Raw genomic sequence first — 20,316 nt, forward strand, 5'->3', positions numbered from 1 at the left:
CGCCTGCCGCGTCAGGTGAGTCGCTCGATCATTTTCTGCGTAATCAGCGTAACACCGTTCTCGGTATGCCGGAAACGACGCGCATCGTCTTCCGGGTCTTCGCCAACGACCATGCCCGGCGGGATCTGACAGCCACTGTCCACGACGCAGCGACTCAGACGGGCTCGCGACCCGATGACCGTACCGGGAAGCAGGACCGACAGGTTCACCCTGGCGTAGGAGTGGACGCGAGAACTGGAAAACAACAGCGAACGGTTGATTTCGCCAGAAACGATACAGCCGCCGGAAACCGTGGACTCGATGGCCGTGCCGCGCCGGTCGAGATGATTGTGCACGAATTTGGCCGGTGGCAACTGCTCTTGATAGGTCCACACCGGCCAGTTGCTGTCATAGAGATTCAGCGCCGGTACCGTGCCGGTGAGATCGATGTTGGCGTCCCAGTAGGCGTCAATCGTCCCGGCGTCACGCCAGTAGTGCTCCCTGAAGGGTTCATCGGGAGCCATGACACAGCTGCGCGAAAACGAGTGCGCGACCGCGCAGCGGTTGGCCACTGCGCGTGGAATGATGTCCTTGCCGAAGTCGTGATTGGAGGTCTCGTCGGCAATATCACGGGCCAGTTCGGCATACAGGTACTTGGCATTGAAGACGTAGACGCCCATGCTGCACAAGGACATCTCCGGATTGCCCGGCATCGCCGGTGGATCGGCCGGCTTCTCGATGAAGTCGGTGATCATGCCGTTCTCATCGACGTCGACGATACCGAAACCACTGGCCTCCCTGCGCGGCACTTCGATGCAGGCGACGGTGCATTCGGCACCGCTCTCGACGTGATCGACAAGCATTACGCCGTAGTTCATCTTGTAGACGTGGTCGCCGGCCAGGATGACGACGTACTCGGGCGCAGGATTATAGGTTTCGAGGATGTCGATGTTCTGGTAAACGGCGTCGGCCGTGCCACGATACCAGGACTCCTCGTCAATCCGTTGCTGTGCCGGCAGCAGGTCGACGAACTCGTTGACTTGGCCGTGCAGGAAACTCCAGCCGCGCTGCAGGTGGCGCAAAAGGCTGTGTGATTTGTACTGGGTCACCACGCCAACGCGCCGAAACTGCGAATTGACGCAGTTCGACAAGGCGAAATCGATGATCCGGAACTTGCCGCCGAAGTGAACCGCCGGTTTGGCGCGGCGATCGGTGAGTTCGTGCAAGCGGCTGCCACGCCCGCCAGCGAGGACCAAGGCAATCGCCTTGCGGGACAACTGGAATGTTCTCCTTTCAAGCATTTTCTTTACCCCTTTTCATACTGCATTCACTGCATTTGGTGGCCAACAGCCATCACCCTTTCTAGCTGATCACGTCCGGGCCTTTTCGCCCGGTGATCACGGCAATCTGTGCAACCGTCTCGGCAAGTTGCACGAGCGGTGCGAGCGCCTCCTGAGTGGGCACCTCGTGGAGACTTGGGTCGGCCACGAAACGTTCGAGATAGACGCGCAGCGTCGCCCCTTCCGTACCCGTGCCGGAGAGCCGGAAAACCACCCGCGAGCCGTCGTCGAGCATGATGCGGATGCCCTGACGTTCCGAGCGCGAGCCATCTACCGGGTCGGTATAGGCAAAATCATCGGCGGCCTCGATACGCAGCTCATTGCACAGCGAGCCCGCCAGTTGCGGCAGGCGCGCACGCAAGCCATCCATCAGGCGATCGGCGGCGGCGGTCTCGATGCCCTCGTAGTCGTGGCGCGAGTAGACGTTACGCCCAAAACGCTGCCAGTGCTCACGCACGATGACATCGGCCGGCATATCGCGCACCGCCAGAATGTTGAGCCAATAGAGCACCGCCCACAGGCCATCCTTCTCGCGCACGTGACTGGAACCGGTGCCCGCGCTCTCTTCCCCGCAGATGGTGGCCTTGCCGGCATCGAGTAGCGAACCGAAGTATTTCCAGCCGGTCGGTGTTTCGTAACAGGGAATACCCAGGGCTTTGGCAACGCGGTCCACCGCACAACTGGTCGGCATCGAGCGCGCAACGCCCGCCAGGCCAGCCGCGTAACCGGGTACCAGCGCATGGTTCGCGGCGATCACTGCCAGGCTGTCACTCGGACTGACGACGAAACCGCGACCGACGATCATGTTGCGATCACCATCACCATCCGAGGCCGCGCCGAACGACAGACCCGAGCGGCTGTCGGCCAGCGCAGCGACCAGTTCGGCCGCATAGACGGGGTTCGGATCGGGATGGCCGCCGCCAAAATCCGGCAGCGGCGTGCCATTGACCACCGTACCCGCTGGAGCGCCCAGACGGTCTTCCAGAATGGCCTTCGCGTAGGGGCCGTTGACCGCGTGCATGGCGTCGAAACGCATGCGGAAATCCGGACGTGCGAGCAGAGCGGCAATGCGATCGAAGTCAAACAGGGACTCCAGCAGTTCGGCATGATCGGCGACCGGATCGATGATGCTGACGGCCATGTCGCCCACTTGAAACTCGCCCAGCCGCCCGAGGTCGATATCTGCCGCCTCGATGATGCGATAAGAACTGATCTCCTGCGTGCGCTGATAAACAGCGTCGGTAAAAGTTTCGTTCGCCGGTCCACCATTGCCGAGATTGTATTTGATCCCGAAGTCACCATCGGGGCCACCCGGATTATGACTTGCGGACAGGATAAGGCCACCAAAGGCCTGCCATTTGCGGATCACGGCGCTGGCTGCCGGAGTGGACAGAATACCGTCACGACCGACCATGACGCGGCCAAAGCCGGCCGCTGCCGCCATGCGCAGAATGGTCTGAATGGCGACGTCGTTGAAATAGCGGCCGTCGCCACCGACGACCAGCGTTTTTCCTTGCTGGCCGCTCAGCGTATCGAAAATGGCCTGCACGAAATTCTCGAGATACCGCTCTTGCTGAAATACCGTCACTTTCTTGCGCAGCCCGGATGTCCCCGGCTTCTGGCCCGAGAAAGGCGTGCTGGGAACGCTGATCACCTTCGTAGTCATGTCATGCCTCTTGGCAAATGGAGCGCCCCGGCCGGATACCGGAGCAAAATCGGTTCAGGCAATATGCTGCCGGGTGAATGCCAGCAGCCCTTGCGTCGATGCATCGAGTGTTTTCGCCAGCTGTTCATCGCTCAGCGCAGGCAGAATGCTGTTGGCCACCGCCTTGCCAAGCTCGACGCCCCACTGGTCGAAGGAATTGAGCCCCCAGATAGCGCCCTGCACGAACACCTTGTGTTCGTAAAGTGCCACCAGGGCACCGAGCGTTTGCGGGTCAAGCCGCGACATCAGCAGCGTGGACGACGGCTGATTGCCGGCAAAGACCTTGTGCGGCAGGAGTTCCGCGAGCTTCGCAGACGACAGGGTGCCGCTCAGCTCGCTGCGTGCCTCATCCTCGGTCTTGCCGAATGCCAGCGCCGCGCTCTGTGCGAAACAGTTGGCGAGCAGCGCCTCCTGATGCCCGGGCAAGGGGTAATCCGAACGCACGGCGGCGATGAAATCGCAGGGCACCAATCGCCCACCCTGATGGAGAAGCTGGAAGAAAGCGTGCTGGCCGTTGTTGCCGAGTTCACCCCAGACGATGGGATTCGAAGCATGCGCCAGCGGCTGGCCATCAATCCCGACGGACTTGCCGTTGCTCTCCATTTCGAGTTGCTGCAGGAAAGATGGGAAGTAGCGCAGGGACTCGTTGTAGGGCAACACGGCGTTGGTCGTCGCGCCCAGGAAGTTGGTGTTCCAGATCCCGATCAGTGCCATCACCACTGGCAGGTTGCGCTCGCAGGGCGTGCTGCGGAAATGCTCGTCCATGCGCTCGGCGCCGGCCAGCAGTTCGGCATAGGCCTGCGGACCGATGGCGATCATCAAGGCCAGGCCAACTGCCGACCACAGCGAAAAGCGACCACCGACCCAGTCCCAGAGAGGAAAGACCGAGTCCTCGTCGATCCCGAAGTCGACCGCCCGCTCGGGTTTGGCCGTCAGGGCCGCAAAATGCAGGGCAACGGCGGCCGCATCACCGAGGTTGGCGACCAGCCAGTTGCGCGCGGTTTGCGCATTGAGCATCGTCTCCTGCGTGGTGAAGGTCTTGCTGGCAAGCAGGAAAAGCGTCGTGCGCGGGTCAAGCGTTTGCAGGAGCGGCGCCAGCTGGGCGCTATCGAGGTTGGAGACATAATGCACCGCAAGCGCCGGATGCGAAATTGAACGCAGCGCATAAGCGAGCATTTTCGGTCCGAGGTCAGAGCCCCCGATGCCGATATTGACGACCGTACGAATCGGCATGCCGGTATAACCAAGCGCCTGGCCAGCGCGAATACGCTCGGCGAAGGCGGCCATGCGCTGGCGGGTCGGCAAGACCTCGGCCATGACGTCGAAGTCGGCACTGGGAAACGGTGCGTCCGATCGCCGCAAGGCGACGTGCAGCACCGAGCGATCTTCGCTGACATTGATCTTCTCGCCGCTGAACATTCGTGCCGTCGCCTCGGCAAGGCCGACTTCTTTGGTCAGCTCGACCAGCAGGGGTAGCGTCGCCGAATCCATGCGCTGCTTCGAGAAATCATAAAGGATGTCATCAAAGCTTAGCGAGAGTGCAGCGACGCGATCCGGGTTGCTGGCGAAGAGTTGTCGGAGAGGCACGGGCGAGAGCGATTGCCGGTGCGCTTCAAGGGCCTTCCAGGCAGCTGAAGAGGTAATGTTCATGGTCGGTACGGGCTCATCAAGAAGTGGTCAGGCCATCTACAAATGGCCGATTAAAAAGGGCCTGCAATGAAATATGACAACATATGCTGTTCCGCTTATCAGCTTGCCAGAATGCTCGAAAGAACGCAAAAAAGAATGCGCGGCGAGCGCCTCGAAAGCGACTTCCAAGGGCACTCCACAGAAGCGTTTCCGGGAAGTCTCGCAAGGCATATTCAATGGTAGGGGAGCGTCATTCCGCAGACGGGCGACGACAGACCGCGAGCAGCTCAAGGCCTCAGGCACTACGCTCCCGTAGTCTGGCGGCGAAAGGCTTGTCTTCGTCGGTGATGTGACGCTCGAACCAGTATTCGGCATAGCGCAGGAAGGAGTGAACATCCTGCAAACCGTCATGCACGGCGGCGAGTGCCTTGCGTAGCATACGCAGGCTCTCGTCATGGGCGCTGGCATGATCGGCAAAGTCGACGCCGAGTTGGCGCGCAATGCGCTCTTCGCTGGCGAAATGCCACTCCAGATAGTCGAGCAGGCTGTGAAACTCGTCGAGGGATACGGGTCCGCTGCCAAAGGATGAGTTCTTGAGCGTCTCGATACGGCGAAAAATCTCCTCGTGCTGGACATCGATTTCGGGCAGATCGATCAGAAGTGCCGTCGGTAACAAGCCAGTAAGGGGGTACTCCATGCTCAGGCTCCGCGAGTGGACGGTCGATTACAAAAATAATCACAGTATAAAAAGGGTGATCGAAAAGCACCAGTTAAATCGCGCCCTTTCAGGCAAACACGCCGTGCAGAAACCACCCTGCCCGGCAACGAAAAATCCATAGCCATTCGTTTCGCATCGAAATGGCAACGAAGTAGTCGCGACGCACATCGCCAAGCGCCGCCGGCTCGCCTGCATCCCACCAGCCACTTTCGATGCGCTCCGGCCCGGCAAGCAGGCGCAAGGAGCCTCCACTCTGCGGCCGACCGGCCATTTCGCGCAAGGCCAGCGGCCTGGCCAGAAGCCATAAGGGACGGGGGCCAGGCGCTTTCTCCGATAGATCTGGAGCAGCCAACAACTTCGCTGCTGTTTTCTCTCCGCCCGGCAGAACAGGCTTGACTGGTCGCGACGCGTTTTCCGGGCGGTGCTCGGCCAGCGCCGCAAGCGCATGCACGCTACCGTTGCCAAGACGTGCCTGCAGGCGCTCGACCAAAGCGGCCAGCGAATCACCGCCAGCGCCCTCGCCGCGCTCGCCGAACAGGCTGTTCGTACGTCCTGGCAGCGCCTCCGGCGCCTCGGCTCGCAAGCTGATCGACTCGACAGCGGCGGGCAGTTGGAGTCGTTGCAGGCGCTCGAGAAGTAGCCGGGAGATGCGTTCGCGGTCGCGCGTGGCCGTGCTGAAGCGAAGGCTCAGAACAGTGCTCGATCGCTGCCTCGCAGAACGTTCGTGCGCAAACTCGAAATGGCATTCACTGACCCCCTCAGCACGTGCCGCAAGCCAGCCACATAAGCAGGCGATCAGGCGACCCCCGGCAAAACCGAGAGCAAGCGCATTATCTGCCCGCGTCGGCAGTTCCAGTCGCTCGACAAAACGCTCCGGAAAAACAAAGCGCGTCCGCGGATCCGGCAAATCGCCGAGCGCACGCGCCAGATCAGCGACAAAACCAGCACCGAGTCGGCGTGCCAGGCCTGCGCGCGGCAGAGCCAGCACCTCAGCGAGCAGACGCGCACCAAAACTGCCGAGGCGAGCCTGGTTTTGCGGCGAGAAGTCGAGAGCCGCCAGCGGCAGTCTGCCAAGGCGCAGCGGCAATTCGCCGATGTCGAGACAGGGCTCATGGTCACCGGCAAGCGCCAGCCACTGCGCAGCGAGCGGTGTCGGCGCCAGCGCCGCTTGCGGAGCAAAGCCCTGCTCGAGGCAGCCGCTGACAAGGCCTTCGAAGAGCGCCGTGGCGCCGCCGAAAAGACGCAAGGATCCGGCCACTTCCAGCAGCAGTGTCTGGGGGGGCAGGCAACAGATTTCCGAGGTGAAGCCACCTGCCCAGCAGGCGAGCCGGCTCAAGGCTTGCTGCTCACGCGCGAAGTCACGTTGCTGCACGGCCAGAGCGGGCAAAAAAGCCCACGCCTCGGCCAAGCGCAGCCCCGGCAACACGCCAGCCAAAGCCGCCGCCTGGTCGGCGACGACAATACGTTCACGGCCGACGATGGCTTTAGGCGACGGCAGGCTGGGAAAGACTTCGAGCGGCAGGCGTGAGAGGTACAGGGCAAGCCAGAGCATGATGCCGGCGCAGCGGGCGTTGAATGCTAATCGGCAGGGGCGCTGGCTGCGCGCCGCCACGGCGCTTGAGGACACGAACGATCAGTTTCTCCCCCTCGCCTTCGAGCGCCAGCCGCAGCGGCGCCGGCGAGGATTGGCTGGCACAGGCTGCCGGACGAAACACGAACAGTAGAGTGCGACTGCTCTCGGCAGCAAGCTGCAGCCGACGCAGGGTGCTGCTCTGGACTTCCGGTAGCCAGGCGACCACTGCGCCAACACCATCGGTCGCGAGTGAGCGCTCGCAGACCCAGGCGCTATCCCGACCGGGGGCGCTGGCCACCAGCAGACGCGACAAATCAATACCGGATTCATGCAGTGCTGGCGCATGCAGCGGATGCGGCGAGGCCACACAAACGAGCCAGGCAAGTTCGTCGCTCGACAGTCGCGCCAGCGCTGGCAGTAGCAGACTCAGTTCGCCAATGCCCAGACGCAAGGGCAGGATTTCGGTCAAACCGCCACGCGGCCAGCCGCCGCCGGGCAGCTCACGGTCAAGTTCGGCAAAGCCCGTCGGCACACCGGGCAAGGGTGTTCTGGCCAGCGTATCGCCGCGCCAGACATCGGGGCGATCAAGAACTTGCGCAAGCGTCAGCGATGAAGACATGGCATGGCAGGCTGGAAGTATGGAAAGGCTGAAAAGTTGGAGAGGCCAAGCGGCCCTCACATCGTCTCGCTGCCGCGGATCACGCCGACAGCGATGCCTTCGATAGCCAGTGTTTGCGCTTCCGAATCGACGACGATCGGTTCGAAATCGGGGTTTTCGGCGATCAGCTCGATTGTCCCTCCTTGCTGGCGAAGGCGCTTCACCGTCACCTCATCATCGAGCCGAGCAACGACAATCTGGCCGTTGCGCGCTTCGCTGCTGCGGTGCACGGCGAGCAGATCCCCGTCCAGAATGCCGGCATTGATCATCGACAGGCCGCGCACGCGCAAGAGAAAGTCGGCACGCGGCTTGAACAGGCTGGGATCGACCGTATAACGGCGCTGTACGTTTTCCACCGCCAGAATCGGGCTACCGGCAGCAACGCTGCCGATCAGCGGCAAACCGAGTTGTTCGACCAGGCGGATGCCGCGTGCCGAACCTGGTTCGAGAACGATGATGCCTTTCTTGGCAAGCGCCTTGAGGTGCTCCTCAGCGGCATTGTGCGAGGCGAATCCGAAGGCGCTGGCGATTTCGGCCCGGGTCGGGGGCGCGCCAAGAATCTCCAGCGTGTTACGGATGAAGTCGAGAATTTCCTGTTGTCGCGGGGTAAGCGATGCACCTCTGGTCATGATCGTGAGCTCCTGTCGTCAGGACTGTATTTTTATACAGCTTCCGACCAAAAGGCAAGCCCAAAATTCGCCAGGGAAATTCCCGCCAAGCGCTTGCCCGGGCTCTGGCGCACCTGAAGCCAAGCGGAAGCAAGGCTCCACCAAGCATTCCCAGGCGGCTACTCCAGAATCAACAGACTCCCGAGCCCAAGCATCGTCATGCTGATCATTGAGTCGAGGATGCGCCAGGAGAGGGGTTTGGCGAACAGCGGGGCCAGAAAACGCGCCCCGTAACCGAGCGCAAAGAACCAAACAAAGCTCGCACCAACAGCTCCCGCGCCAAAACTCCAGCGTCCTTCTTCTCTCTGGCTGGCCAGCGAGCCGAGAAGGATCACCGTATCCAGATAGACATGCGGATTCAGAAAGGTAAAGCCGAGACAGGTGACCATGGCAACGCCAAGCGGTAAGCGGCTCCCGGCGTCGAGGATCAGTTGTTCCGGTTTGCAGGCACGCCGCGCCGACAGCAGTCCGTAAACGAGCAGGAATGCCGCACCGCCGTAGCGAGCGAGGCTGAGAAACGCTGGCTGGCTTTCGATCACCGCCCCCAATCCCGCAATGCCGGCCACGATCAGCAGGGCGTCGGCGCTGGCGCAGACAAGCACCAGTGGCAGGACGTGTTCGCGTCGGATAGCTTGGCGAAGCAGGTAGGAGTTCTGGGCACCAATGGCGACGATGAGGACGGCACCGGACAGGAATCCGGCAATCAGGTCAGCGGGCATGATTTGTCAGTGAAGTTGGCCAAGGCATCAGCTTATGGCGCGCCACGAAGCAAATACAGTTAAACTTATTAACCATTCATTAGATTTGCTAACTTATGAAAATCGACAACGCGCAATTGGCGGCCTTCGCCGAAACTCTCCGCGAAGGCAGTTTCGACTTGGCTGCACGGAAGTTGAACGTAACCCCATCGGCAATCAGTCAGCGGATCAAGTTGCTGGAGGAGCGCATGGGGCAGGTACTGATCCAGCGCTCCACGCCCTGCCAGGCGACGGCCGCCGGCCGCCCCCTGCTACGCTACGCGGAAGAACTCGCCCTGCTGGAATCGGAGGCGCTCTCGGCACTGGGCGTGCTTGATGTCGACGCTGCTGGAGCCCCATCCAGCGTGCGCATCCCGATGGTGATCAACGCCGATTCTCTCGATAGCTGGTTCCTGGAGGTGTTCGATGATCTGGCCGCCAGCACGGCCATTACGCTGGATCTCCGGGTCGAAGATCAGGATCACTCGCTGCTCTTGCTGCGCGAAGGCGCGGTGATGGCTGGCGTCAGTGCCAATGCCAAAGCGATTCAGGGCTGCCGGGTCGAAGCGCTCGGCGTGATGCGCTATCTGGCCCTGGCCTCGCCGTCATATGTCGAGCGGCACTTCTCCGCGGGAGTCAATGCCGAATCGCTGAACGCTGCACCGATGTTGATGTTCAACAAGAAGGATGCCCTGCAACAGGCTTTTCTGGCGCAACTGACCGATGCCGTCATCAAGCCGCCGACGCACTACCTACCGACCACCCGATCTTTTGGCGAAGCGGTATTGCGCGGCATGACCTGGGGAATGATCCCGGAACAACTGGCCGAGGCGCAGCTGCAAGCGGGGCAACTGATCGAGCTCGCTGCGCCGCGTTGCCTGGACGTTCCACTGTTCTGGCATCGCTGGCGGATTACTTCGTCGGCGCTAGAGTCTCTAAGCCGACTGGTGCATAAAGCGGCAGGAAAGGCGCTACGCCAGACACCAGCCAGCTAGTGTGCGGCCCAAAGGCGGCCGCTTGGTTCGCCGGCAGCCTGCGCTGTGGGCCGGGCCTTACCAACCCCACAAAAGGCGTTTCGCCACCCAGCCCTTGACGCCATCGGAGCGTTCGACCTGCACCCAATCGCTCTTGGCGCCACGGGTGCGCAGCAGATCGTAACGTTCGGACTTGCCGACGATGCGATAACCGGTGCCCGGGCCGCTGCGCATATTGGCCACCGACGCCTTGACGATATAGTGTGGCTTGCGGTTGGTGAGGGACTTTGCCACCCATCCCTTGTCGTTTTCGAAGTCCTGTACCTGCAGCCAGCTGCCCTTGCGCTTGAGCACCTGCAACGGGTATCCACGCTTGAGTTCCCACATGACATCGGATCGAGTGCTGGGCCCCGAGCGCATGTTCACGATCGAACCCTTGATGCTGACCATGTCGCGAGCCAGCGCAGGTGACTGAATAAGTGCCATGCAAAAGCAGGCTATCGAGAAGAAACGTATCGCAGCGCGCTTCAAAACCATGCAGTAAGACCTCCTGTGTTGTGGCGACTGTCGTGGCAGTCGGACGCGGACCCGGCGCGCAGCAGGAAGAAGCACCTACTGACGGAAAGGGTCGCAAGGTTTGTCGAATGATCTCACGATCAAGACAAGCCGAATTAGGCGTGAATAGGCGCGAATAGGCGATTGTCGTCGCCCTGCTGCGTGGCGCCAAAGCCGCATGACGCGCCTGCACCTGTCAGATCCGGCGGCAGGTCCGGGGACGTTGCGGAGCATTTATCGCGCATGAAGGACAGGAAACTCAGCGCTAGCGAGGACAGTATATGAGCACCCAGCAAGCGACGTCAATCGCGAAGCCCTGGCACAGCTCACTCAGGTGCGCGCTGGCAGCACCCAGTTCGCACGCGGGTAGTGGCAGGTGTAGCCGTTGGGAAAGTGCTCAAGATAATCCTGATGATCGGGCTCTGCCTGCCAGAAATCACCGACCGCTTCGAGTTCCGTGACCACCTTGCCCGGCCACAGGCCCGAGGCGTTTACGTCGGCGATGGTGTCAAGGGCGACTTGCTTCTGCGCCTCGTCAACATAGTAAATTGCCGAGCGATAGGATGAACCTCGGTCATTACCTTGGCGGTTTCTGGTTGTGGGATCGTGTATCTGGAAAAAAACTTCCAGAATGCGGCGATACGAAATCCGCTCCGGATCGAACAGAATCTCGATGCCTTCTGCATGCGTGCCGTGCTTACGGTAAGTGGCGTTGGGGACATCGCCGCCGGTATAACCCACCCGGGTGGCCGCAACCCCCGGCAACTTACGAATCAGGTCTTGCATACCCCAAAAACAGCCACCCGCCAGAACAGCGCGTTCCTTGGCCATTACTTGTCCTCCACTTGATCAAGGTACTCGCCATAGCCCGCAGCTTCCATGTCATGGCGATGGATGAAGCGCAGCGAAGCAGAGTTTATGCAGTAGCGCAGACCACCACGATCCCTGGGGCCGTCCGGAAACACGTGCCCCAGGTGGCTGTCGCCATGAACGGAGCGGACTTCGGTGCGCAGCATGCCATGGCTGGCATCCCTCAGCTCATTGATATGCGCGGGCTCGATGGGTCGGGCAAAGCTGGGCCAGCCGCAACCTGACTCAAACATCTCTGACGACGCGAACAGTGGTTCGCCCGATACGATATCCACGTAGATGCCTGGCTCGGGATTGTGAAGATACTCGCCCGTTCCTGCTTTCTCCGTGCCGCTCTGCTGAGTGACGCGAAACTGTTCCGGAGTCAGGGCGGCAATCGCGGCGTCGGACTTTTCGTAAGATTTCATTCGCTTCTCCTCGAAAGACTGCTATGAGGGTTTCATGCCCACACTTGGTTCCCCAAGTTTCAAGCTCAGAGGGCTTGCGCAGACTCATCGTGCAGCGTTCACTTCTGCGCAGGGTTGGCGAGGTAGTCGGCCCGCCGGCCCAAGGAACAGGCCGTAAGCATTTCTAGCGACAACTCATCCGCCGCCGGGAATACCCGGGTAGAGGCCTTCGCGGCGAGGTCTGGCTAATGTGAAAGTCGCGCACGCGACTCACGAAACTCCCGTCTCCCCTCGCGGGAGAAGGGTCAGGGGAAGAGGGAAACGGTCATGACTTCCATGACTTGGGGTGTCTCCACGTGTCATGGCCGTTAGCTCGCTGTGCTACTTCGACTGATCGCCTCGTTCGCTCAAATCCCGGGCGGCAAGCTCGCGGGCGAGCGCCTCCTCGACCGAGCGTTGTACCGTGGTGAAACCCTTGGCTTCGATAATCAGGCCGTTCGGCGTCAGCACGGAAAGCGTGACGGCAGCACCGGCAAGCGCGGTAAGCTCCTTCGCCACCCTGCCCACATCGGCCGGCTGGAGGACCCTGGCGCTGACCACTTCCGCTCGCACCTCCCATTTGTTGCCATGCTTCGCCGCATCAATACTGTCGACAAAAGTATTCTGGACCTGCTCCAGCGCAGTCTTCCCACGGGCTTCAACTTTTTCCTGGAGCGCCCGGTCGGCTGCAGTCATCGGCGAGAACTGTGCGTCACCGAGCAGCACACGCCCCTTGGCGGTGACATCGCTGGTGGTTGTAGCGCGCACCAGCAAGGTGGCGGTCTCATCGCCAGCCCGCTTGCGAATTCGTTCCTGGGCAAGCTTGACCTGCGAGGGAACCGGCGGACGCGCACCGGAAACGGTCGCAACGATCACCGGACCGATCGGCAAATGGACAAGTTGCACATCCAGCAACTCGAAGTTTTGCCGGCGGCTCACCAATTCCCGGAGAGTCTGCTCGGCAGCTTCCGTCAGCCGGACAGCAGGCGTCACGCTGGCGGCAATGAAGTCGCCATTGAGATTGACGGTCGGCAGGAGATTCGCCGAACCCGCTGCCGCCACGTCTTGGGTGATGGCACACCTGACGAACAGGCTGATCGGGCGATTGACGCTATCGGCAATGGCATGCTGTATGGCCTCGACCTTCTGCGGGGTGAATGACCGCGGGGTAGTGACCGTCGCCAGCACATTGACCGAGCCGTTCGCGTCCTGATCATAGATGACTCTCGCCAGCCGGGCGCCGGGATTATCCGCAATGGCGTGCTCGATGGTGGTGACGATGGCCTGGTTGAGGCGCCAGTCGTCGATGGTGACGATGAGTTGACGGGTGAGGATGGTGGCGACGGCGAGCAGGCCAATGCCGGTAGCGGAAAAGCGCTTCAGTAAGTCGGTTCGCGTGCCTATCTCGGCGCGGGTGACGAATCCAGCCAGAATGAAAATGGCCGCCGAGACAGCCAGTATCGTCAGGAAGTTGGCAAAGAACAGCAGGAAGGCTCCCCAGGCGCCATCGAAAGCTCCGAAGGCCAAGGACAGACCGGAGGTGGCGAGTGGCGGCGTCAGCGAGGTAGCAATTGCCACTCCTGGCAGCGCCGGACTGGTGCGCTCATCAACCATGGCCAAGCCACCGGCGAGACCAGCCAGGGCCGCCACGAAGACATCGAGCAGCGATGGCTTGGTGCGCGCCAGCATTTCCGGCGTCACTTCCAGGGCAAACGGCAACAGACCCAGGAGCAAGGCAAAGGCGATGATCAGCAGTACGCCGCCGAACTCGGCGACCAGCGCATTTCGCAACAAATGCAAATCGCCGCGGGACAGCGCCAGGGCAATGCCGAAAATCGGCGCCATCAGTGGCGAGACGAGCATGGCGCCGATGACCACGGCCGCACTGTTGGCCAACAGGCCGAAGGCAGCGATGCCCCCCGACGCCAGCAGCAGCACATAGTAAAGCGGGCTCGGTATGGAGCCGCTCGTCGTATCGTCGATCACCCGCGCCTTGCGTTCCGGCGATACGGACCACAAGGCAAGCAGCGGCACATCGAGATTGCTCCGCTCCGCGCTCAAATCAGGGCTGACGTGGGCTGCTGCAGCGCCATTGCTATTCATGACGATGGGCGTCGGTAACTTAGTAGGGATTGAAAATCGACGGCGCGAGAGTACCCGTCGAAGGTGTGCTCGATGGCGCCACGGCCGCTGGTGACGGCGGCGCTTCGACTGCTTGCGGTGATGGCGACGCTGGCGGATCGACCGCTTCCGGCGACGGCGACGCGGCTGCTTCGAGCGCTTGCGGCGAGCTTGGCTCCACCACCGGCTTGCTCGCGGCTTCGTGGGCCGCTGGCGACGAGTTTTGCGTCGGCAGACGCCAGAGAAGCTTCGCGTTTTCTACCCAACCAGTTTCGCCTGTCGACTCGACACGCACGTGCGCAAAGCCTCTATCGAGTTGGTCGCGGTAGAGCTTCGTGTACTGTGGCAGCTGCGTAATGATGGCACCGCCGATGCTCTTGTGCAGTGGCAGACTGGACGAACCGGTGTAATAGACGCCGCCCTCTTCCCTGGCCCCCGAGCCGCTTCTCTCGGGAGCACCCGCGCCCCTATCCGGGAGGTACTTCGTGACCGTCGAACACGCGCCCAATGCCGCGACGAGCAGAGTAGAGAAGAGTAGGGAAAGGAGGCGTTTTGAGTTGTCGATCATTCCAGGAACCCCAAGAAACCACGCTATCGGCGATACTTCGAGGCGTCAACGGATAGCAGAAGCGTCGCGCCGGCAGCATAATGCCGCGCTTCGCGAGAAGCCGCAAGAGGGCAATTGCTGGCCGCTCGGACGGTTCTGTACAAGCCCTGAAATTGCGCCTGAGGCACCAGGATAGGCGACTGCTGCACTAAGTTCTCGGCGTTCTCGACGAGGCTTTCACGAGGCTTTAAAGCCGCAGGGGGCGTCAAGGTGACCTTAGGAAATCGCCTTACTTGAGGTTGCCCGACAGGAATTGCTGCAGACGTTCGCTGTTTGGCTTGCTCAACACTTCCTGGGGGTTGCCTTCTTCCTCAACCCGCCCCTGATGAACAAAGATCACGTGGTTCGCGACTTCGCGCGCGAAGCCCATTTCGTGGGTGACGACGAGCATCGTGCGTCCCTCTTCGGCAATCGAGCGCATCACTTTGAGGACGTCACCAACCAGTTCCGGATCAAGGGCGGAGGTGGGTTCATCAAACAATAGCGCCTCGGGTTCCATCGCCAGGGCACGCGCAATCGCCACCCGCTGTTGCTGGCCGCCGGACATGTGCGCCGGGTAAGTGTCGCGAAATTCCCAGACGCCGACGCGTTCGAGATAACGCTCGGCACGTTCCATGGCCTCTTTTTTTGGCAGGCCAAGCACATGGATCGGGGCTTCGATGATGTTTTCCAAGACCGTCATGTGAGCCCATAGATTGAAATGCTGGAAGACCATCGACAGACGGGTGCGGATTCTCTGCAGTTGCTTCGGGTCGGCAAGCTTGAGTTCATTTTGTGGCCAGGAAGCAGCTTTACCTCCTCACCAGCGACAATGATCCGTCCGGAAGTTGGCTGCTCAAGGAAATTGATGCAGCGTAGCCAGGTGCTCTTGCCGGAACCCGACGAACCGATGATGCTGATCACGTCACCGGCATTGGCGGTGAGCGACACGCCTTTGAGTACTTCTTTGTCGCCGTACTGCTTGTGCAGGTTCTCGACACGGAGGAGTTCTTTGCTCGCCTTGTGGGTCATGACAGTCTTTCCGATCAGTCTTTTTGAAGGCTGGCGCTGCGGCGCGGCTGCAGATGGGCCAGCCACCGGTTTTCAGCGACTCGGAACAACCCAACCAGGACGAAGGTCACGGCAAGGTAGAGCAGTCCGGCAAAAATGAAGGCTTCAAAAGGTGCGTAATGGCGTGAATAGACGTTGCGTGCCGCACCGGTCAAGTCGACCAGCGTCACCGCGCTGGCTATTGCGGAGCCTTGCAGCATCAGAATCACTTCATTGCTAAGCGGCGGCAGCGCCCGACGCAAGGCCGACGGCAGAATGATTCGGCGCAGTGCCGTGCTGCGCGTCATGCCCATTGCCGTGGCTGCCTCGACTTCGCCGTGCGGCGTGTTGCGGATCGCGCCGGCAAACATTTCGAGCTGGTAAGCGCAGGTATTCAGGGTGAAAGCCAACAGGGCGCAGAAATAGGCGTCGCGAAACAGCAGCCAGAACGGGTTACCGGCCTCCCACATTCCTTGCATCCATTCGCTCTGCCCAACGCCGTAGTAGATCAGCAGCAACTGGACGAGCATCGGCGTGCCGCGGAAGAAGTAGGTGTAGGCGCGCACCGGAGCACTCACCCAGGGGTTCTTCGACAGGCGAGCGATCGACAGCGGCACGGCAAAGCCGAAACCGACGACGAGGGCGATGGCCGTCAGATGCAGAGTCATCCACAGCCCGCGCCAGAATTCGGGCAAGCTGCCGGTAACCACGGTCAGATCAAACCATTCCATGCGTCGCTCCTCCTAAACGTTCGCTTCCCGGACGCCGACGTTGTAGCGACGCTCCAGCCGTTGCAGCAGCGCGTTCGATACGCTGGTCATCGTCAGGTACAGCACGCAGACGGCGAGATAGAAGGCGAAAGGCTGGTGCGTCGTGCGGCCGGCCTGATCGGCCAGCCAGGTCATATCGGACAGGCCGATCATGGAGACGATGGCGGTGCTCTTGAGCAGGACCAGCCAGTTATTGCCCATGCCCGGCAGCGCGTAACGCAGCATTTGCGGAAAAAGGATGCGCCGGAAAACCTGCCAGCCGCTCATCCCGTAAGCCCGGCCGGCTTCCATCTGGCCCACCGGGACGGCTTGAAAGGCGCCGCGAAAAGTCTCGGTGAAATAGGCGCCAAAAATCAATCCGATGGTCAACACGCCGGCAGCAAAGGCATTCAGCTCGATCATGTGCCATTCAAAATAGTCACTGATTTGATTGAGCAATACCTGACCGCCGTAAAACACCAGGAGCATCATCACCAGATCGGGGACGCCGCGGAGGATCGTGGTATACAACGCCGTCCACCAGCGCAGTGGCGCGATCTTCGACAGCTTGCAGGCGGCGCCGAACAGGCCGGTGCTGACCGCAAGCAGCAGCGACAGGACAGCCACCTGGAGAGTGACCCAGGCGCCGGCCAGCAAGCTCGGAGAGTATTCGATCAGGGCATCCATGGGCGGGTGCTTCCTCAGGTTGCGCGTCTGCCAGTGCCGCGGCAGCAACAGGTAGCGCCCGCCGCGTTGGCGGCCGGCGCTTCACAGCGAAACATCACTGGCCGTAGATATCCATCGGGAAGTACTTCTTGCGGATCTCGTCATAGCTGCCATTGGCACGTACCGCATCCAGCGCCTTGTTGAGCTGCTCCTTGAGTTCCTTGTCCTTCTTGCGGATCGCGATGCCGATCCCTTCACCGATGACCGCGCGCTCTTCGGCGTTCTTGCCGAAATACTGATCACCAGCAACCGCGTAGCCAGAACCCTCAGGCTGGGACAGGAAACCACCGTAGGCTTCCCAGTAGTCGACAAAGCTGGCATCGACGCGGCCCGATTTCAGGTCCAGGTAGGCTTCATCCTGCTTGCCGTAGCGAACCACTTCCACACCCTTGCCATCCCAATACTTGGTGGCGAAGTTGTCGGAAACAGTGCCGCGCTGAACAGCAATCTTCTTGCCCTGCAGGGAGGCCAGATCCGGTCGCAGCGGTGAGCCATCCTTGGCAATCAGGACAACCGGCGAGGCGTAGTACTTGTGGGTGAAGTCGACCTTGGCTTTTCTTTCCGCGGTGATCGACATCGAGGCGACGATGGCGTCGAACTTGCGCGCCATCAGGGCGGGGATCATGCCGTCCCATTCCTGCTTCACCCAGGTGCATTTGGCCTTCATCTCGGCGCACAAGGCGTTGCCGATATCAATGTCGAAACCCTTCAAGGCGCCATCGGCAGACACTTCATTGAACGGCGGGTAGGCGCCTTCGGAAGCCATGCGAATTTCCTTCCACTCCTTGGCCGAAACACCGACCGACGAGAGCGCCAGGAGCGCTGACAGCAGCAGGGCTTTTTTCATTCTTTTACTCCTCCAAAGTTGCTGACGGGCGCAATCATCCGCGTCAACGCGGCGTTCTGCGAGATCACCGGCTACGTGGCGCCGGAGGTGATCGGCCGGAACCCGCTTCTGCTGCAAGCGGGGCGACATGATCGCGCCTTCTACCAGGCACTGTGGACCAAGCTGCCCTTCCTGAACACCACCAGCGTTGGAATCGAGCGCATGCCGAAGCGAGCAGCAAGCGCCTGCTCTTCCTCGGTGTTGACCTTGGCCAGGCGAGCGGCTGAAAAAAGGCAACCAATCACCGGCCTTACGTGAATCGCGCGCAGTGTTCCGCCCTGACCCGGCGCAGGCGCTCGACGCTCACTCCACACAGACGCCGGGCACCGCGCGCTTGCGGAACAGGTGTGGGGAGCCTCGACACGGAGTGCGGGCTCGTGCGTGATGGGGCTTGTGCGGCTGTCGTGATCCTTGCCTATGGGCGGATGGTATCAGGCCAGGGCCGGTCGGAAACCTCGACGAGAAGTGCCACGGTGAATCGTCGCTTCGCGCGGCTGATGCTCAAAGCTGATATTCCTCCCCCGGCCGCGCACCGGCAATGGCCCTATCGACCGCTTTGCGCGTCAGCTGCGGCGCAAACAATTCGATGAAGTCGTATTCGTAGCGACGGATGTGGTTGCCGCGCCGCAAGCCGATGCGTGTGGTGTTCGAACCAAAGAGATGTTCGGCAGGCAGTGCCTGCAGACCGGCGTCGCGGGTGGCGTCGAAAGCCATGCTGGCGATGATGCCGAGGCCGAGGCCAAGGCTCACGTAGGTCTTGATGACATCGGCGTCAATGGCGGAAAGCACGACGTTGGGCGTCAGCTGCGCCAACTCGAAAGCCTTGTTGATGCGCGAACGACCGGCAAAGGCGGAGTCGTAGGTGATCAGTGGCCAGCGCGCCAGGGCGGTCAATGACAGGGGTTTCTCGCCGAGGATAGCGTGCCCGTCGGGAGCGATCACGCAGTGCACCCATTGGTAGCAAGGGAGCATCAACAACTGCGGGTACTGGTCGAGGGCTTCGGTGGCGATGGCGATGTCGGCCTCGCCTTTCAGCGCCCATTCGGCGATCTGCGTCGGATGCCCCTGGCGCAACGACAGCCGCACCCGGGGGTGGCGGTCGACGAAGTTCTTGACGACGCCGGGCAGTGCGTAGCGCGCCTGCGTGTGCGTCGTGGCGATGACCAGGCTGCCGGAGTCCCCGCCGGCGTACTCCTCGCCGACGCGACGAATGTTCTCGGCATCGCGCAGGATGCGTTCGGCGATTTCAAGCACCGCCCTACCCGGCTCGGTGACCGCTGTCAGGCGCTTGCCGCTGCGTTCGAAAACGATCACCCCAAGCTCGTCTTCGAGCAGCTTGATCTGTTTCGAGATTCCCGGCTGCGAGGTATACAAAGCCACCGCGGCTTCCGAAACGTTGAGGCCTCGCTGCGCCACTTCGACCAGATAACGCAGTTGCTGGAGCTTCATCGCCACCCTTAATTCCCGTTGGTTATAACAATCTAACTGAATAGTCTTTTTCGATCAAACTCTGTGCTGCTACCATGCGCGCTCATTTTCGCTAGAGCGGATCCTTGATGGACTGGATGTTCACCTTGTCGGGCTTTGTCGTTGGCGCCATCGTCGGACTCACCGGCGTCGGCGGCGGCTCGCTGATGACGCCGCTGCTGGTCCTGGTCTTCGGCATCCACCCGGCGACGGCCGTCGGTACCGACCTGCTGTACGCAGCCATCACCAAGGCCGGCGGCACTTACGTGCACGCCAGGAAAGGCCATGTCGACTGGCGCATCACCCGCCTGCTGGCGACGGGTAGTATTCCCGCCGCGCTGCTGACGGTCTGGGCGCTATCCTTCCTGCCCAAGCAGAGCACCGAGGTCTCGCACGTGATTTCGGTTTCGCTGGGGATCGCCTTGCTGCTCACCGCCGCGGCAATCATCTTCCGCCACAAGCTGCAGGACCACGCCCTGGCACACGCCGAGGACAGCGCACATACCAAGCTGCGGGCGCCAATCACCATTGCTGTCGGCGCCCTGCTCGGCATCCTGGTCACGGTTTCTTCGGTCGGCGCAGGGGCGCTTGGCGTCGCCGTGCTGTTCTACCTTTACCCCAGGCTGCCGACGATCCGCATCATCGGCAGCGACGTCGCGCACGCCGTGCCGCTGACCCTGGTCGCCGGCCTTGGTCACTGGCTGCTCGGCAGTATCGACTGGTCACTGCTCGGCAGCCTGCTGCTCGGCTCGCTACCCGGGATCTGGCTCGGCAGCCACGCCTCGGCGAAAATCCCGGACCGTATTCTTCGCCCCATCCTGGCCTGCATGCTGCTCATCATCGGCGGCAAGCTGATCGCCCAGTAGATGCCCGTGCCCGGCCTGATCCACGGAATGGCAG

General features: G+C 61.4%; 19 protein-coding genes and 2 pseudogenes. 2 read left to right on the forward strand and 19 right to left on the reverse strand.

What is annotated here, in order from left to right; translation table 11 throughout:
• Nucleotides 1–11: 11 nt before the first annotated feature.
• The 8 genes from glgC to V5B40_RS13795 form a co-directional block, all read right to left on the reverse strand.
• Entirely contained in the window at nt 12–1,280 is a 1,269-nt protein-coding gene (gene glgC / locus V5B40_RS13760) for a glucose-1-phosphate adenylyltransferase (protein ID WP_332355032.1), read from the reverse strand.
• Between the two features lie 61 nt (nt 1,281–1,341).
• Complete coding sequence (locus tag V5B40_RS13765) at nt 1,342–2,985, reverse strand: alpha-D-glucose phosphate-specific phosphoglucomutase (protein ID WP_332355033.1); 1,644 nt, start codon at nt 2,983–2,985, stop codon at nt 1,342–1,344.
• A 54-nt stretch (nt 2,986–3,039) separates the two neighbouring features.
• Complete coding sequence (pgi, locus tag V5B40_RS13770; protein WP_332355034.1) at nt 3,040–4,674, reverse strand: glucose-6-phosphate isomerase; 1,635 nt, start codon at nt 4,672–4,674, stop codon at nt 3,040–3,042.
• 274 nt (nt 4,675–4,948) lie between these two features.
• On the reverse strand, nt 4,949–5,350 hold the full coding sequence (locus tag V5B40_RS13775) for a bacteriohemerythrin (protein WP_332355035.1): 402 nt from the start codon (nt 5,348–5,350) through the stop codon (nt 4,949–4,951).
• Between the two features lie 88 nt (nt 5,351–5,438).
• Nucleotides 5,439–6,923: a Y-family DNA polymerase gene (locus tag V5B40_RS13780; RefSeq protein ID WP_332355036.1), complete on the reverse strand. Its 1,485-nt coding sequence runs from the start codon at nt 6,921–6,923 to the stop codon at nt 5,439–5,441.
• Entirely contained in the window at nt 6,856–7,563 is a 708-nt protein-coding gene (imuA, locus tag V5B40_RS13785; RefSeq protein ID WP_332355037.1) for a translesion DNA synthesis-associated protein ImuA, read from the reverse strand. The genes V5B40_RS13780 and imuA overlap by 68 nt, the downstream gene beginning before the upstream one ends.
• 56 nt (nt 7,564–7,619) lie before the next feature.
• On the reverse strand, nt 7,620–8,231 hold the full coding sequence (gene lexA, locus V5B40_RS13790; protein WP_332355038.1) for a transcriptional repressor LexA: 612 nt from the start codon (nt 8,229–8,231) through the stop codon (nt 7,620–7,622).
• A 158-nt stretch (nt 8,232–8,389) separates the two neighbouring features.
• Nucleotides 8,390–8,989 carry a LysE/ArgO family amino acid transporter gene (locus tag V5B40_RS13795; protein ID WP_332355039.1) on the reverse strand — a complete coding sequence of 200 codons (600 nt, stop codon included), beginning with the start codon at nt 8,987–8,989 and terminating at the stop codon, nt 8,390–8,392.
• A 95-nt stretch (nt 8,990–9,084) separates the two neighbouring features.
• Between V5B40_RS13795 and V5B40_RS13800 the strand changes: the two genes are divergently transcribed.
• Nucleotides 9,085–10,002 carry a LysR family transcriptional regulator ArgP gene (locus V5B40_RS13800; RefSeq protein WP_332355040.1) on the forward strand — a complete coding sequence of 306 codons (918 nt, stop codon included), beginning with the start codon at nt 9,085–9,087 and terminating at the stop codon, nt 10,000–10,002.
• 57 nt (nt 10,003–10,059) lie between these two features.
• Here V5B40_RS13800 and V5B40_RS13805 read toward each other — a convergent pair whose 3' ends face one another.
• From V5B40_RS13805 to V5B40_RS13855, 11 genes and pseudogenes are all read right to left on the reverse strand, one after another.
• The gene (locus V5B40_RS13805; protein ID WP_332355041.1) at nt 10,060–10,467 is read right to left on the reverse strand and encodes an SH3 domain-containing protein; all 408 of its coding nucleotides are present in this window, start codon (nt 10,465–10,467) and stop codon (nt 10,060–10,062) included.
• A gap of 399 nt (nt 10,468–10,866) precedes the next feature.
• Nucleotides 10,867–11,367, reverse strand: coding sequence for a peptide-methionine (S)-S-oxide reductase MsrA (msrA, locus tag V5B40_RS13810; protein WP_332355042.1), 501 nt, complete (start codon nt 11,365–11,367; stop codon nt 10,867–10,869).
• Nucleotides 11,367–11,813: a peptide-methionine (R)-S-oxide reductase MsrB gene (msrB, locus tag V5B40_RS13815; RefSeq protein ID WP_332355043.1), complete on the reverse strand. Its 447-nt coding sequence runs from the start codon at nt 11,811–11,813 to the stop codon at nt 11,367–11,369. The genes msrA and msrB overlap by 1 nt, the downstream gene beginning before the upstream one ends.
• Nucleotides 11,814–12,173: 360 nt before the next feature.
• Nucleotides 12,174–13,934, reverse strand: coding sequence for a DUF389 domain-containing protein (locus V5B40_RS13820; protein WP_332355044.1), 1,761 nt, complete (start codon nt 13,932–13,934; stop codon nt 12,174–12,176).
• Between the two features lie 19 nt (nt 13,935–13,953).
• Nucleotides 13,954–14,520, reverse strand: coding sequence for a hypothetical protein (locus V5B40_RS13825; RefSeq protein WP_332355045.1), 567 nt, complete (start codon nt 14,518–14,520; stop codon nt 13,954–13,956).
• Nucleotides 14,521–14,788: 268 nt separating this feature from the next.
• Nucleotides 14,789–15,570: pseudogene (locus tag V5B40_RS13830) on the reverse strand (ABC transporter ATP-binding protein).
• A 14-nt stretch (nt 15,571–15,584) separates the two neighbouring features.
• Nucleotides 15,585–16,319 (reverse strand): ABC transporter permease, encoded by a 735-nt coding sequence (locus tag V5B40_RS13835; protein ID WP_332355046.1) that lies wholly within the window; start codon nt 16,317–16,319, stop codon nt 15,585–15,587.
• A gap of 12 nt (nt 16,320–16,331) precedes the next feature.
• The gene (locus V5B40_RS13840) at nt 16,332–17,024 is read right to left on the reverse strand and encodes an ABC transporter permease (protein WP_332355047.1); all 693 of its coding nucleotides are present in this window, start codon (nt 17,022–17,024) and stop codon (nt 16,332–16,334) included.
• A 94-nt stretch (nt 17,025–17,118) separates the two neighbouring features.
• Nucleotides 17,119–17,910 carry an ABC transporter substrate-binding protein gene (locus V5B40_RS13845; protein ID WP_332355048.1) on the reverse strand — a complete coding sequence of 264 codons (792 nt, stop codon included), beginning with the start codon at nt 17,908–17,910 and terminating at the stop codon, nt 17,119–17,121.
• A 140-nt stretch (nt 17,911–18,050) separates the two neighbouring features.
• Nucleotides 18,051–18,167: pseudogene (locus V5B40_RS13850) on the reverse strand (thioredoxin domain-containing protein); the annotation flags it as partial.
• Between the two features lie 283 nt (nt 18,168–18,450).
• Nucleotides 18,451–19,398 carry a CysB family HTH-type transcriptional regulator gene (locus V5B40_RS13855; RefSeq protein WP_332355049.1) on the reverse strand — a complete coding sequence of 316 codons (948 nt, stop codon included), beginning with the start codon at nt 19,396–19,398 and terminating at the stop codon, nt 18,451–18,453.
• Between the two features lie 107 nt (nt 19,399–19,505).
• On the opposite strand from V5B40_RS13855, the gene V5B40_RS13860 reads away from it, so the two are divergent.
• The gene (locus tag V5B40_RS13860) at nt 19,506–20,282 is read left to right on the forward strand and encodes a sulfite exporter TauE/SafE family protein (protein WP_332355050.1); all 777 of its coding nucleotides are present in this window, start codon (nt 19,506–19,508) and stop codon (nt 20,280–20,282) included.
• Nucleotides 20,283–20,316 lie beyond the last annotated feature (34 nt).

This window comes from Candidatus Accumulibacter meliphilus (genome assembly GCF_036625345.1).
GTDB classification, from domain to species: domain Bacteria; phylum Pseudomonadota; class Gammaproteobacteria; order Burkholderiales; family Rhodocyclaceae; genus Accumulibacter; species Accumulibacter meliphilus.